Source organism: Saccharothrix sp. S26, assembly GCF_021390395.1.
Lineage (GTDB): Bacteria > Actinomycetota > Actinomycetes > Mycobacteriales > Pseudonocardiaceae > Actinosynnema.
On record NZ_JAJUWT010000011.1, the window covers coordinates 284,093 to 297,950 of the forward strand.

General features: G+C 71.9%; 15 protein-coding genes. 4 read left to right on the forward strand and 11 right to left on the reverse strand.

Annotated features, from left to right (window positions below):
* Nucleotides 1–138 precede the first annotated feature (138 nt).
* Together LZG04_RS20070 and LZG04_RS20075 are read left to right on the forward strand one after the other, a co-directional pair.
* Nucleotides 139–774, forward strand: coding sequence for a GNAT family N-acetyltransferase (locus LZG04_RS20070; RefSeq protein WP_233819185.1), 636 nt, complete (start codon nucleotides 139–141; stop codon nucleotides 772–774).
* 69 nt (nucleotides 775–843) lie between these two features.
* Nucleotides 844–1,596, forward strand: a complete 753-nt coding sequence (locus tag LZG04_RS20075; RefSeq protein WP_233819186.1) for a metalloregulator ArsR/SmtB family transcription factor — start codon at nucleotides 844–846, stop codon at nucleotides 1,594–1,596.
* Here LZG04_RS20075 and LZG04_RS20080 read toward each other — a convergent pair.
* Nucleotides 1,593–2,012 (reverse strand): hypothetical protein, encoded by a 420-nt coding sequence (locus LZG04_RS20080; RefSeq protein WP_233819188.1) that lies wholly within the window; start codon nucleotides 2,010–2,012, stop codon nucleotides 1,593–1,595. The genes LZG04_RS20075 and LZG04_RS20080 overlap by 4 nt on opposite strands.
* Before the next feature lie 37 nt (nucleotides 2,013–2,049).
* Between LZG04_RS20080 and LZG04_RS20085 the strand changes: the two genes are divergently transcribed.
* Complete coding sequence (locus LZG04_RS20085; RefSeq protein WP_233819190.1) at nucleotides 2,050–2,274, forward strand: hypothetical protein; 225 nt, start codon at nucleotides 2,050–2,052, stop codon at nucleotides 2,272–2,274.
* An 81-nt stretch (nucleotides 2,275–2,355) separates the two neighbouring features.
* Here LZG04_RS20085 and LZG04_RS20090 read toward each other — a convergent pair whose 3' ends face one another.
* From LZG04_RS20090 to LZG04_RS20115, 6 genes are all read right to left on the reverse strand, one after another.
* Complete coding sequence (locus LZG04_RS20090) at nucleotides 2,356–3,498, reverse strand: N-acetylmuramoyl-L-alanine amidase (protein WP_233819192.1); 1,143 nt, start codon at nucleotides 3,496–3,498, stop codon at nucleotides 2,356–2,358.
* Nucleotides 3,499–3,670: 172 nt separating this feature from the next.
* On the reverse strand, nucleotides 3,671–3,997 hold the full coding sequence (gene trxA, locus LZG04_RS20095) for a thioredoxin (RefSeq protein WP_233819194.1): 327 nt from the start codon (nucleotides 3,995–3,997) through the stop codon (nucleotides 3,671–3,673).
* A 28-nt stretch (nucleotides 3,998–4,025) separates the two neighbouring features.
* The gene (gene trxB, locus LZG04_RS20100) at nucleotides 4,026–5,024 is read right to left on the reverse strand and encodes a thioredoxin-disulfide reductase (protein ID WP_233819196.1); all 999 of its coding nucleotides are present in this window, start codon (nucleotides 5,022–5,024) and stop codon (nucleotides 4,026–4,028) included.
* A 118-nt stretch (nucleotides 5,025–5,142) separates the two neighbouring features.
* The gene (locus tag LZG04_RS20105; protein ID WP_233819198.1) at nucleotides 5,143–5,901 is read right to left on the reverse strand and encodes an anti-sigma factor; all 759 of its coding nucleotides are present in this window, start codon (nucleotides 5,899–5,901) and stop codon (nucleotides 5,143–5,145) included.
* Nucleotides 5,898–6,515: an RNA polymerase sigma factor SigM gene (sigM, locus tag LZG04_RS20110; protein ID WP_233819200.1), complete on the reverse strand. Its 618-nt coding sequence runs from the start codon at nucleotides 6,513–6,515 to the stop codon at nucleotides 5,898–5,900. The genes LZG04_RS20105 and sigM overlap by 4 nt, the downstream gene beginning before the upstream one ends.
* Before the next feature lie 92 nt (nucleotides 6,516–6,607).
* On the reverse strand, nucleotides 6,608–6,982 hold the full coding sequence (locus LZG04_RS20115) for a VOC family protein (protein WP_233819202.1): 375 nt from the start codon (nucleotides 6,980–6,982) through the stop codon (nucleotides 6,608–6,610).
* A gap of 252 nt (nucleotides 6,983–7,234) precedes the next feature.
* On the opposite strand from LZG04_RS20115, the gene LZG04_RS20120 reads away from it, so the two are divergent.
* Nucleotides 7,235–7,873 carry a TetR/AcrR family transcriptional regulator gene (locus LZG04_RS20120; protein WP_233819204.1) on the forward strand — a complete coding sequence of 213 codons (639 nt, stop codon included), beginning with the start codon at nucleotides 7,235–7,237 and terminating at the stop codon, nucleotides 7,871–7,873.
* Between the two features lie 3 nt (nucleotides 7,874–7,876).
* Here the strand turns inward: LZG04_RS20120 and LZG04_RS20125 are convergent, their stop codons facing one another.
* The 4 genes from LZG04_RS20125 to LZG04_RS20140 are packed head-to-tail and all read right to left on the reverse strand — an operon-like array spanning nucleotide 7,877 to nucleotide 13,854.
* Complete coding sequence (locus LZG04_RS20125; protein ID WP_233819206.1) at nucleotides 7,877–9,406, reverse strand: protein kinase family protein; 1,530 nt, start codon at nucleotides 9,404–9,406, stop codon at nucleotides 7,877–7,879.
* Nucleotides 9,407–9,443: 37 nt separating this feature from the next.
* The gene (murJ, locus tag LZG04_RS20130) at nucleotides 9,444–11,078 is read right to left on the reverse strand and encodes a murein biosynthesis integral membrane protein MurJ (RefSeq protein WP_233819208.1); all 1,635 of its coding nucleotides are present in this window, start codon (nucleotides 11,076–11,078) and stop codon (nucleotides 9,444–9,446) included.
* Nucleotides 11,075–13,339: a DUF6049 family protein gene (locus LZG04_RS20135; protein ID WP_233819210.1), complete on the reverse strand. Its 2,265-nt coding sequence runs from the start codon at nucleotides 13,337–13,339 to the stop codon at nucleotides 11,075–11,077. Before LZG04_RS20135 ends, murJ begins: the two co-directional genes overlap by 4 nt.
* Nucleotides 13,336–13,854: an NUDIX hydrolase gene (locus LZG04_RS20140; protein ID WP_233819212.1), complete on the reverse strand. Its 519-nt coding sequence runs from the start codon at nucleotides 13,852–13,854 to the stop codon at nucleotides 13,336–13,338. Before LZG04_RS20140 ends, LZG04_RS20135 begins: the two co-directional genes overlap by 4 nt.
* Nucleotides 13,855–13,858 lie beyond the last annotated feature (4 nt).

Here is a 13,858-nt window from a genome sequence, read left to right on the forward strand (position 1 = left end):
CTCCGTAGGTGGGCGTTACCGGCGGGTTTGTTCCCGCCCGAGTGTAACGGCCGTCCCGTTCGGGGCATCTGCCTTCCGGGCGGGGGTCACATCCGCCTATCCTCGTGGTGGGATGTGTTCGGGGGCTTGGAGGTCGGGGTGTCGCGTCGTGTCGTGGGCGTCACCTTGGACAACCTGGAGCACCTCTCCAAGCACAGCCGGACCTGCGTGTTCTGGGAGCTCGCGCCCCATCTGAAGGAGCAGGCCGAGGAGTTCGGGGACACCGAGTTCGAGAAGGAGGCCTGGGTCTCCAGCGTGCTGTTGGAGTGGGGCTCCTGCGGTCGGATCATCTACCTGGACGGGATTCCCGCCGGTTCGGTGTTCTACGCCCCGCCCGCGGCCGTGCCGAGGTCGTTGGCCTTCCCCACCTCCCCCGCCAGCCCCGACGCCGTGCTGATGACCGGCCTGGAGGTGCTGCCGGAGTTCCGCGGCGGCGGTCTCGGCCGGGTGCTCGTGCAGACCGTGGCCAAGGACCTCACGCGTCGTGGCGTGAAGGCGATCGAGGCGTTCGGCGACAACCGGCCGGAGGTCGACGGGCCCGGCTGCGTGACGCCGGCCGACTTCCTGCTCCAGGTGGGCTTCAAGACGGTGCGCCCCCACCCCCGGTGGCCGCGGTTGCGGTTGGAGCTGCGCAGCGCGTCGTCGTGGAAGGAAGACGTCGAGGCGGCGTTGGAGCGGCTGTTGAGCTCCGTGTCGGTGTCGACCGCGGCGGAGCCGAGTTTCAAGCCCGTGTGATGTGGCCCCTGACCTGGGGTTTTCCCCACACCGGTTGACATGCAGGTAATCGCCTGCATAACGTGCCGTGTGGACAAGGTGTTCAAGGCCCTGGCCGACGAGACCCGCCGCTACCTGCTGGACCGGCTGCGCGAGGAGAACGGCCAGACCCTCGGCGAGCTGTGCGCCCGGCTGGGCATGACCCGCCAGTCCGTCACCGGGCACCTGGCCGTGCTGGAGGCGGCGAACCTGGTCAGCACCGTGCGCCGCGGCCGGGAGAAGCTGCACTACCTCAACCCGGTGCCCCTGCACGAGGTGCAGGAACGGTGGATCGACAAGTTCGAGCGGCCCAGGTTGCGGCTGCTCGGCGAGGTGAAGCGACGAGCGGAGGAACCGGTGAAGCCGGAGTTCGTGTACGTGACGTACATCCAGAGCACGCCCGAACGGGTGTGGCAGGCCCTGACCGACGCCGACGTGACCGCGCGGTACTGGGGCCACCGCAACGTCTCCGACTGGCAGGTCGGCTCACCGTGGGCACACCGGCGCGCGGACGGGTCGGACGTGGACGACGTCGTGGGCCACGTGGTCGAGGCCGACCCGCCGCGGCGGCTGGTGACGACGTGGGCCGACCCGGCGCAGCCGTCCGTGACGTCCACCGTGACGTTCCGCATCGACCCCTACGGCGAGATCGTGCGGCTGACCGTGACGCACACCGGGCTGGCCGACGAGGCCGAGCGCGCGCAGGCGGCGTCGGGCTGGGCGGCCGTGCTGTCGAACCTGAAGTCGCTGCTGGAGACCGGCCACGCGCTGCCGAGCATCCCGTGGGAGATGCCCGCGCGCTAGAAGCGGTCGATCTCGCAGTTCTCCAGCGTGCCGCCCTGGAAGAGGTCCAGCGCCTGCTCGCTGACGACCAGCTGGCCCTGGTCGGTGACGCCGAGGTCGTCCACACCCGCCTGGCCGGTCACCTCCAGCCAGTGGAACGTGGGCAGCTCCCGGCCCTCGAGCAGCTCCTGCGCCTCGTCGGACAGCGTCACCGTGGCCCGGCGGATGCGGAACGCGTCCAGGCCGCTGTCGACCAGCGTGTCGGCCAGGTCGTCGGTCACCAGGTACACGGGGAACGCCTCGACCAGGTCGTCACCCGCCCAGTCGGTGATCTCGTAGTGCACCGCTTCGATGCGCGGCGGGTGGGCCGCGGCGTCGATCACGGTCCCCTCGCCCAACGCGCCGGCGACCTCGGGTTCGAGGCGGTAGAACTCCATCGTGCTCCTCACCGGCGACGGCCAATAAGATCGACTTGTGGACGTGGGGGTGGAGATCCAGCGCAAGGTACTCGCGATCATCGAGGGCTCGCGGGACTTCGTGAAGATTCGCACACTGCTCGACGGCTGGCAGGCCGAGGGCATCCCGGCGGAGCAGCTGGTCGACGAGCTGACCGACCTGATGCTGGACCTGCGCGCCCAGAACCGCCCGGACGACGAGGACGCCGTGGCCGAGGTGCTGGACGTCCTCACGGGCTGGTAGGCGGGCTCCCGGCTCGGTGCGAGCCGGGAGCGTTCCCGAAGTCGTGAGCGGCGGTGGGAGCCGGGCGCGACCCCCTCGGCGCTAGCGGACCTTGCCGGTGGCCACCTCGTGGCGCAGCAGGTCGTCCATGGTGAAGGTGCCGGTCGGCTGGTCGTCCTTGCCCAGCAGGTACAGGCGCTTCACGGCGACCAGGATGCCCTCGGCCACCACGTCGCGGAACGACGGGTTGGCCAGGCGCTGGCGGTCGCCCGGGTTGGTCAGGTAGCCGACCTCGACCCGGACCGCGGTGCAGCGGGTCATCCGGAGCATGTCCCACGTCTTGGGGTGCGTGCGGCAGTCGAGCATGCCGGTCCGCGCGACGATCTCGCGCTGGATGAACCCGGCCAGCGCCTCGCCCACCGTGGACGACGTGCCGTTGCCCGTCCCGAAGTGGAACGTCGCCACGCCCGACGCCAGGGGCGAGGAGTTGCGGTCGGTGTGCAGGGACAGGATCAGGTCGGCGCCCGCCTCGTTGGCGAACCTCGCCCGCTCCCCCTCGTCCGGGTTGTGGTTGGGCCCGCGCGTGAGCAGGGCCTCCATGCCGGTGGCGGCCATCTTGCCCTCGAGCAGCCTGGCCAGGTCCAGCATCACGTCGGCCTCGGACACGCCGTCGACCACGACACCGCGGTCCTCGCCGCCGTGACCCGGGTCGATGATGATCCGCTTGCCGGACAGCCGGGGACCGGCCCGCCGGACCCGCTCCTGCTCGCGCAGGAACACCGGCCGGCCGCCGCGCACCTTCGGCTGGAGCTGCCGCAGCGCGCGGACCGTGTCGGGGCCGCACATGCCGTCGACGATCAAGCCGTAGTCGCGCTGGAAGCTGCGCAACGCCTGCTCGGTCTGCTGACCGAACTCGCCGTTGGCCCTCCCGGCGTCGTAACCCAGCTCCAGCAGGCGCTCCTGCAAGGCGAACACGTCGTCACCGGTGACCGGCTGCGCCATCAGGAACGCGAGCGGTCGGTCGCCCAGGCGGTACGTCGCGTCGCGCAGCGCGCGGTAGGTGGCGGGACCGACGACGCCGTCGGTGATGAGACCCCGCTGCTGCTGGAAGGCGCGCACCGCGTGCTCGACCGGCAGGTCGAACACCTGGGACGGCTGCGGATCGGACAGCAGACCGAGCTTCGTCAGCGTTGCCCTGACCTCGGCGACGTCCGGACCGAAATCCCCGCGGCGGAGTAGCAGCATGCACCCCTCGCTCACTAAGGCGTCGACATCCGTCGACGCGAACTTGACGCCCTATTGTGCCTTGCTCGCGGCGATGGCACGGATGGGGCTACTGCGAGTGGTCATCGATCCACAAAAGGGTGACCCGTCCGTCTTCCGTGGAGGACGGACGGGTCACCCTTTCGACCGGCGCTCAGAGCACGTCGGACAGGTCCTTGAGCAGCGCGGCCTTCGGCTTCGCGCCGACGATCTGCTTCACCGGCTTGCCGCCCTGGAACAGGATCATGGTCGGCACCGACATGATCTGGTAGTCCCGCGCGATCGACGGGTTGGCGTCGATGTCGAGCTTCGCGATCGTGATCTTGTCGGGGTGCTCGGCGGCGATCTCCTCGAGCACGGGCGCGACCATCTTGCACGGGCCGCACCACGTCGCCCAGAAGTCGACCAGCACCGGCTTGTCGCTGGTCAGGACGTCATCGGTGAACGTCTTGGCGGAGGTGACCACGGGGGTGCCTGCCATGTCGGTTTTCTCCCTCGGAAAGGTGGGTTCAGCTGGTGGAGACGGGCTCGCCGTAGCCGCCGCCAACGTGCTCGGCGGTGACGGCGGCCTCCGTGGTCCCGTGCTCGGCGAGCCAGCGCTCCGCGTCGATCGCGGCGGCGCAGCCCGACCCGGCGGCGGTGATCGCCTGGCGGTAGGTGTGGTCGACGAGGTCGCCCGCGGCGAACACCCCGTCCACGTTCGTGTGCGTCGTGCGGCCGATGACCTGGACGTAGCCCTCGCCGTCCAGCTCGACCTGGCCCTTGACCAGCTCGCTGCGCGGGTCGTGGCCGATGGCGACGAAGAAGCCGGTGAACGGGTGCTCGGTGACCTCACCCGTGCGGGTGTCGCGGGTCCTGACCCCGGACACCGTGCCGGCGTCCTGGCCCAGCACCTCGACCACCTCGGCGTTGAGCAGCCACTTGATCTTCTCGTTGCTCCGCGCGCGCTCCAGCATGATCTTGGAGGCGCGGAACTCCTCGCGGCGGTGGATGATCGTGACGGACCGGGCGAACTTGGTCAGGAACGTCGCCTCCTCCATCGCCGAGTCGCCGCCGCCGATCACCGCGATGTCCTGGTCGCGGAAGAAGAAGCCGTCGCACGTGGCGCAGGCCGACACGCCGCGGCCGAGCAGCTCCTGCTCGCCGGGGACGTGCAGGTAGCGCGCCGCCGCGCCCATGGCCAGGATGACCGCGCGGGCGGCGTAGCGCTTGCCGTTGGCGGTGACGTACTTCACCGGGCCGTCGAGCTCGACGCCCTCGACGTCCTCCGCGCGCAGCTCGGCGCCGAAGCGCTTGGCCTGCTCGCGCATCTGCTCCATGAGGTCGGGGCCCATGATGCCGTCGCGGAAACCGGGGTAGTTCTCGACTTCGGTCGTGGTCATCAGCGCGCCGCCGTACTGCGAGCCCTCGAACACCAGCGGTTCGAGCTGGGCACGCGCCGCGTAGACCGCCGCGGTGTACCCGGCGGGCCCCGATCCCACGACGATCAGGTTCCGAACGTCCGACACCCTCGACCTCCGTTAGTCGCTTGACGGACCTGGATCACCCGGCCCGGCACTTCGCACAACGGATCGTAGGGTGCGGTAATTCCGCCCGTTCGCGGTGAGTTGGGCTACGCGGCCGGCGTCACGGCTCGATCGTGCTGTTGGCCAGGACGCCGTCGGGGTTGTCCGGGCCGCAGGTCTTGGGGTCGACCACCACGATCCGGTACGCGCCGGGCGCGCCCGCGGGCAGGATCGCCATCACGGCCGGCTTGTCGTCCAGCGTGATGGGGCTGACCCCCAGCGGCTTGCCCGCCGTGATGTTCGCCCCGCGCAGGCAGTCGGCCAGCTTGTCCTGGTTCTCCAGCGGGCCGTAGTTCTGGGCCTTGAGCACGTCGCCGACCGCCGGGCCGAAGTCCTGGCCGCGCACCGCGGGGAGCTTGCCGCTGCCGGGGGGCAGGGCGCTGGCGGTGACGGGCGTGTTCGTGGCCTTGTCCGGCTGCGCCAGGCCGCCGTCGCCCGCGGTGTTGTCGCGCGGGACCGTCACGGCCACGATGCCGACGGCGACCGCGGCCGCCGCGAGCAGCCCCGCGCCCCAGCCGAGGCGCTTGGCGCGGCGGGCCTTGGCCCGCGCGAAGTCGATCACGGGCGCGCTGGGTCGGGCCTCTTCGGCCAGCGCCGCGTCGATCCGTTCGGCCACGTGGCGCGGCATGGGGATGGGCGGCAGGTTGTGCAGGTCCTCGAGCGTCGCGTCGAGGGCGGCGAGGACCTCGCGGGCCTCGGGGTCGTTCTCGACCAGCGGCCGCAACTCGGCCTCGGTCCGCGGGTCCAGAGCCCCCGCGTGCAGATCAGCCAGCAGGTCGACGGACCACGGCGGCCCTGAACGCCGCGCATTGCCGGTCATCGTTCCTCCAACTGACGTCCCTGTTGCACCTGCACATCGTTCACTGGGACGTTCGCATCTGCACCCTGGTTCCGGAGGTGCCCCAGAACTTTGGCGAGCTTGGCCCGCCCGCGTGCGCACCGCGACTTGACGGTGCCCTCCGCGATGCCCAGGAGCTGGGCCGTTTCGGCGACCGAGTAGCCCTCCACGTCGACCAGCACGATCGGGGCGCGCTGCTCCTCGGGCAGCTCGTCGAGGGCGGCCTGGACCACCAGGCGCGTCTCGCGCTCGGCCATCGCGTCCCGCGGTGCCACCGGCTCGCCGGGGCCCGCCTCGGGCAGCGGCACGGTCGGCCTGGTTTGTCGCCTGCGCATCCGGTCCAGGCAGGCGTTGACGACTATTCGGTGCAGCCAGGTCGTGACCTGGGACTCGGCCCGGAAGCTCGCCGCCGCCCGGAAGGCGGAGATGAACGCCTCCTGCAACGCGTCGGCGGCCTCTTCGGGGTCGCGCAACGTGCGCAGCGCGACGGCCCACATGCGATCCCGGTGCCTGCGCACGAGCTCGGAGAAGGCGTGCGGGTCACCCGCGGCGTGCGCCGTGATGAGGTCTGCGTCCGAGCTGGCTGCGGCGGTCACGCGGGGAGCCTATCGGGCTGGGGCAACCACGCTCGTTTTCCCCTGTCCGGGCGAGTGCCGTGGACTCGGCACCCGCCCACCGCGACCGCCCGTCACAACTTCACCCGTTCGACGGGCTGCACGGTGACGCCGTTCGGGTCAGTGACCTGGAACAGGCGCTCGCCCCACGGTTCCTCGCGCAGCGGCATGGTGATCTCCACCCCGGCCGCGCGGAGCCGGTCGTGCTCCGCGGCCAGGTCGGTGACCGTGAAGGCGACGATCAGCCCGGCGGCGTGCTGGTCGCGCACGCCCTCGGGCAGCACTTCCGTGCCGCGGCGCAGCAGGACGACGTCGACCGCGTCCTCGTGGGCCAGTGACGCGAAGCCGTCGGCCGCGGCCTGCTGGGTGTAGCCGAAGTGGGTGGTGAAGAAATCACTCGACGCGGTGACGTCGTCGACGGTCAGGGACAGCGTGGACCGGGTGATCAAGCGGGCTCCTCGTTCGGTGGGGTGCGGGTCAGTACGAGCGGCGGCGCGGCACGCCGTGGGCCCGGGTGGGCCGGGCGGGTTGCTGCTTGCCGGTGAACGGCTGGTGGTTGACGCGGACGGGGCGGTGGCCTTGGTGCTCTCGTCGCAAGGTGTCTCCTCCGTGGATGTTACTACGGACGTAATTATAGTCCTGTAGTACGAAACGTCAAGGATAAGTTTGCTCCGGACGTAAAATTCTGCGACGCTGCCACCATGACCAGCACGAACACCGGCCTGCGCGAGCAGAAGAAGCAGGAGACCCGGCAGGCGATCTCCGACCACGCCACCCGCCTGTTCATCGAGCGCGGGTTCGAGGAGACGACGATCGCCGACATCGCCGAGGCGGCCCGGGTCGCCAAGAAGACCGTCACCAACTACTTCGCGCGCAAGGAGGACTTGGCCCTCGACCAGCACGAGGAGTTCACCGCGGGCCTCGCGCGCACGGTCGCCGCCCGGGAGGTCGGCGAGTCGGCGCTGGCCGCGCTGCGCACCGCGTTCCTGGCGGCCGCGGCCCGGCACGACCCCGTGATCGGGTTCTCGGGTCGGCCGTTCGCCCGCATGATCGTCGAGAGCCCCACCCTCACCGCGCGCCTGCGCGAGCTCCACGAGGCCCGCGAGGAGGCCCTGGCCGCCACCCTCGCCGCGGAGACCGCCGCCCAGCCGGGCGACATCACGCCCCGGGCCGTCGCCACGCAGCTCGGCGGCGCGCACCGGCTGCTGTTCGGCGAGGTGCTGCGGCTGACCGTCGAAGGGCACGACAACGCGCACATCGCGGCCACCGTGACCGCGTTCGCCGCGCGCGTCTTCGACCTGCTCGAACCGGCGCTGGGCGGCTACGCGACCCGCGCCTGAGGGTTACTGCGCGCGGGTGTAGACGAGTTCGGCGACCTCGGAGCGGTTGTTCTTGCCGCTGCCCGAGAGCTTGGTGATCCACACCAGCACGTGCTGGGTCGGCTCGTGGTCGCTGACCTGGATCTGGGTCTGCCCCGCCGACAGGGTCGCGGTCGCGATGACCTTCGTCTCCTGCAACGGCGCACCGGGCGCGCCCGCGACCCGGATCTCCACGACCGTGCCCTCGCTCGGCGAGGTGATCGTCACCGACGACAGCTTCACCGGCTCGGCGAAGCCCGCCATCAGCCCGATGCCCGGCTTGAGCGCCGGGAACGGCTGGAAGTAGTTCTCGGTCTGCCAGACCGTGGTCGGGTTGTTGTCGACCGCGCGGTTGGCCCGGTTGGCGTTGTCGGGCTGGTTGGTCACGTCGTACACGCCGACCGACGCCGGTTGCACCGGGCCGGCCGGCTGGGGCGCGGGCGGCGCGGGTTGGCCGCTCTGCCCCGGCGTGGTCGACTGGCCGATCACCACGGTCGGCCCGCCGCTGCCCGACGGCTCGTCGCTGAAGAAGCTCACGATCTGCACGCCCAGCCAGGCGATCACCGCCAGCGTCGCGACGGCGAGCACGGCCACGCTGATCATGAGCTTGCGCTTGCGGCCCTTGTCGCGGACCGGGCGCTGCGTGGTCCACACCGCGCCGTCGTCCGCCGCGTCGTCCGGCACCGGCTGGATCAGCGCGGTCTGCGCCTCCGACTGGGCGATCTGGTCGAGCACCTGCAGGATCGCCGCGCTGGTGCGGATGCCGCCGACGCTGGTGTCCTCCAGGCTGCGCACGGCGACCGACGACAGCTCGTGCGGCACGTACGGGTGAAGCGTGCTCGGCGCGAGCACCGAGCCGTCCGGCCCCGTGGGCGCGACGGGCACGCCGTCCGGGCCGTCGGGCAGCGCCCACTTCCCGGTCAGCAGCAGGTACAGGATCGCGCCGAGGCCCTTGACGTCGTCCCGGGCGATCGCCTCCGGCCGCGGGCCCGGGAAGGCCAGCCGCAACCGGCCGTCCGACGTCACCCGGATGCGCTGCGGGTGGTCCGCGCCGAGCACGAGGCCCGCGTGGTGCGCGCCCTCGATCGCCGCGCCCAGCGGCTCCAGCAGCCGCGTCGCCGCGCCCGCCGGCAGCGGGCCCTCGGCGACCAGGTCGAGCAGGTCGGTGCCCTGCGTCCACTCGGCCACGATCACGGCCAGGATGCCCTCGTCGAGCCTGATCCCCGCCCCGGGTGTCAACACGTCGATCACCCGCGCGACGCCGGGGTGGGTGAAGCTGGCGGCGTGCATGGCGCGTTCGGCGGTCCGCTTGGCCCGCGCGGCGGCGGCGTGGTCGGCCGGGTCGCCCACCAGCACGGTCAGCGCCACGTCCCGGTTGAGCTGGCCGTCCCTGGCCCGCCACAGGTGCGCGTGGCACCGCCGGTCCACACCGGACTGCGCCAGCAACCGGTACCGGCCGTCGCCGATCACCCCGCCGGGCACCAGCGAGGTGTTGTGGATCGGACCGCTGCTCACGGGGCCGAGGGTACGTGACCGGGTCGGGTCGCAGGGGTCATCGACGACCCACCAAACGACTGATCTTGGCGACCGCGGGCCTCACTTCGGGTACTCGGAACAGGGCCAGCAGCAGGAAGCTCAGCGGCAACCCGACGATCGTCTGGACCACCACCTCGACCCACGCGCCCGCCACGCGGGACTCGATTCCCAGCACCCGGACGGCGAGCCACGCGAGTCCGGTCGCCGCCCCGAACGCGATCGCGGACGCCACGACCGTGAGGCAGATCGTCCACGCCGTGTAACCGGTGCGCAGCCGGCCGAGCCGCAGCCGCAGCCACACCTGCCCCACCAGAGCGCCGACGACGAAGCTCAACGACATCGCGATGGACACGCCGACCGCCAGCTTGTCCGGCGGCGAGATCGCCAGGAACCCGTACAGCAGCCCGATCCGCACCACCACGATGATCCCCTGGATGATCGTGGGCGTGCGGGCGTCCTTCAACGCGTAGAAGACCCGCAGTTGCAGCAGCGTGATCGCGTACGGGACCAGCCCGAACGCCGACAGCGCCAGCGCCGTGCCGATCTCCTCGCCGCCACCGAGGCCGGACCTGCCGTGGGAGAACAGCGCGAGGCCGATCGACACGCCCGCCACCGTCAGCAGGGCGCTGAACGGCATCAGCAGGATCGACGACATCCGGTTGCCGAACGCCAGGTCGCCGACCAGCCCGTCGGTGTCGTGCGCCGCCGCCGCGCGGCTCATCTTCGGCATGAGCGCGGTCAGCAGCGACACCCCGAGCACCCCGTAGGGCACCTGCGCGATCAGCCACTGCATGTTGTAGACGGTGATCGCGCCGTCGTCGTGCGTGGCGACCTTGGTCAGCACGACCATGCTGGCGAACCCGAGCGCCACGTACAGCAGCACCCAGAACGCCAGGCCGCCGAACTCCGACAGGCGCCGGTCCCAGCCCCACCGCCAGCGGAACCGGAACCCGGTCCGGCGCAGCGCGGGCACCAGCACGGACGCCTGCACCGCCACGCCGAGCATCGTGCCCAGGCCCAGCACCAGCAGCTTCGGCTCGCCCATCCGGACCGGGTCGAGCGAGATCTCGCCCGGCATGAGCCAGTAGACGACCAGCGTGATGATCACCACGACGTTGTTCAGCACCGGCGCCCAGGTGGGCAGGCCGAACACGTGCCGGGTGTTGAGGATCGCGCCGATCAGCGCGGACAGCCCGTAGAACACGATGCCCGGCAGCACCAGGTACGCGAACGCGGTGACCAGCTCCGGCTTGGCGTCGGGCGAGTCGATGAACAGCTCGGTCAGCAGCGGCGCGCAGGCGACCGCGATGATCGTGCCGACGCCCAGCACGACCGCGGACATGGTGATCATCCACTGCGCGTAGGACTCGCCCCGGTCGCCGTCCTCCTTCTCGGCGCGGACCAGCAGCGGGATGGCCACGCTGGTCAGCACGCCGCCGAGCAGCAGCTCGTTGATCATCGTCGGCAGCGTGGTGGCGACCTGGTAGGAGTCGTTGAGCGCGTCGACGCCGACGATCGTGATCAGCAGCAGCTTGGACAGCAGCCCGGAGGCGCGGCTGACGATCGTGGCGATGGCCATCGAGCCGCTGGCGCGCGCCAGCGACGGGCCCTGGGGCTCCTGCTCCTGCGTCACCGTCGTTGTTCCGCTCAACTCGTGCTCGACCTCTCCGCCGGCGTGACCCCGCTCGCGTCGTTCGGCACCTGCGCGGACGCCGCCCGCGCGGCACGCACCCGGCGGTAGATCCGCCGGGCCGACAGCAGCACCAGCGCGGCTCCCGCCAGGCAGGTGATGACCACGGTGATCGTCCCGTACGCCGAGGACGACACCTCCAACCTGGCCCGTTCGCCCAGCTCCACACCGCTCGTGGTGACCAGGCGGACGTGCACCGGGAACCGGCCGGACCGCTGTACCTCCACCGGTACCCGCACGAGGCGGTCGCCACGCGCGGGCAGCTCGATGTCGGTCAGGTCCGCGGCGACGATGCCCGGCGTGTCCTCGATCACGATCCGGACCGTGATCCGCACGTCGAGCCGGTTCTTGATGGACAGCGGGATGGGGCTGTCGCCCGAGCCGAGCAGGATCGGGCTGTTCGGCTCGGTGACCGTGACCTGCGCCTGGAGCCCGTCGAGCTGGTAACGCGCCGTGGCCAGCGCGGCGCGCGCCCCGTCGTCGTTGCCGCGCCACGCGCCCGACACCGCGCGCAGCAGCGCCAGCCGCAGCGGGTCGACCAGGTCGCCCGGCTCGGCGGACGCCGCGTCCGGCTGGCTCATCGACTCGGCGAGCTGGTGCAGCCTGCCCCACGAGTCGGCCACCGCGGCGGTCACGGTCGGCGGCACCTCGCGGGCGCCCGCCTCGACCGGGTAGCTCAGCGCGGCCGTCTGCTCCGGCGGCGACGCGATCAGCGACTCCAGCGCCACCGGGGCCGCGAACCCGCCCGCGACCAGCGACTTCGCCGTGCGCAGCAGCAGGTCGACCTCGCCGGTCGGCGCGTTCCACCGGCGCGGCGGCGCGATGACCACGTTCTGGCCGGTGCTCTGGAACCCGGCGCGGAAGGTCAGCGCGGCCAGCGCGTTCTGCACCGACACCGGCCGGGTCTCGCTCGGCGTGGTCACGCCCGCGACCGGCCGCGTCGCCGCCGCGCCCTGCAACGCGTCGGACACCATGCCGTCCACGCGCACCGCGGTCACCGGCTTGCCCTCGGCCACGTCGAACCGCACCGGACCCGTGCCGGGCGTGCCCGCCACGGCCGACTGGTCGAGCACCAGGGACGTGAGGCCGCGCGCGGTCAGGTTCGCCAGCGTCGGCTGGTCGAGCACGCCGTCCTCGGGCCAGGCCACGCCCTGGGTGGGCTGAACGCCGAGCACCTCGCGGACCACCTCGGCGCCGGCCAGGGAGAGGTCGACCAGCCCGGTGAGCTGGGCGCGGGACAGCGCGACCAGGTCGGCGTCCGCGTCGGGCATCGCGATCACGCACCGGCCCGCGGCCAGCAGGCGCAGCCGGTCCAGCCACATCTGGGCCGCGCTCCTGCCCTTGCCGGCGCCCAGGCCGGGCACCTCGTAGCCGCCGGTCATGGCGTTGACCGTGCGCAGCAGGTCCGGGTCGACGGCCAGGCACACGCCGGTGCCCAGCGGGCTCGTCAGGGCCGACTCGTAGGCCATGAGCAGGCCGTACAGCCGCCCGCCCATGGCCAGCGACCCGGCCAGCTCGTCGTCGGCGAGCACGGTGGGGCTCGCGGTGACCAGGCGCGGCCGGTCGGCCAGCGGCCACAGCAGGGTGAGCTTGGCGGGGTTCCCGGGCGGGGTCGGTGCCTGCCCGCCGGGCATCGCGAGCACCGGCAGCAGGGTGCTCAACGCGGCCAGCCGGGCCCGGCCGCCGTAGTCGGGGACGCCGTTGATGTTGGCCAGGATCGGGTAGATGCCCGGCTCGGTGATGCGCAGCGAGGTCGGGTCCGTGCCGCGCAGGGGCACGGTGAGCCGGAACGGCTTCGACTCGTTGCGCTCCAGCCGGTCGGTGACGGGGGTGAAGTTCGGCTGGACGAACTCCGCGTCGGTCGGCTCGCGCAGCGCCTCGCGGACCTGGTCCTCGTCGGTCAGCGGCCGGCCCCGCTCCAGGCGCAGCTCGATGTCCTCGATCGGCCGGTCGCCGACGTTGACCACCTTGCCGGAGATGGTGATCGAGTCCGGTCCGTCCGCGGTGATCACCCGCGGGGTCATCTCCTCGACGTCCAGGCGCAGCCAGACCTGCGACTGCTGGCCCGGTTGGCTCGACAGCGCCCTGGTCGCCCACACCTGGGTGGCGGGCGCCGGCCGGACGGGCAGCCGCCCGTTGTCGACCGGCGCGGCGGGCGCCGCGGACGCCGTCGTCACGAGGAAGAACCCCGCCGCCGCGAGTGCGGACAGCAGCCGTTTCACGCCGACTCCGCTCCGTCCGCCTGGTACTCGGAGAGCAGTTCGGCGGCTCGGCGCACCAGTCGGCGCTCGTCCGCGTAGGCGAGCCGGTCGTCCAGTTCGCCCAGGGGCACCCACGCCACCTCGGTGACCTCCACGTCTTCGTCGGAAAGCTCGCCGCCCAGCGCCTCCAGCAGGAAGTGGTGGACGGTCTTGTGCACCCGCCGGTCCTCGGCGACGAACCAGTAGTCGATCGAGCCGAGGGGGCGCAGCACCCTGCTATGAATACCGGTCTCCTCGGCGACCTCGCGCACCGCGGTCTGTTCCGCGGTCTCGCCGGCCTCGATGTGGCCCTTGGGCAGCGACCACAGCAACCGCCCACGCCGGTCCAGCCGCCCGATGATCGCGGCCACGTGCTGCTCGAAGTCGAGCACCAGCCCGCCCGCCGAGGTCTCGTCGACGGTCCTCAGCCGGCGACCGCGGCGCCGGTTCCGGCGCCTCGGCTTGGGACCGCCGGAGCGACCGGACGACTGGGGCATGCCC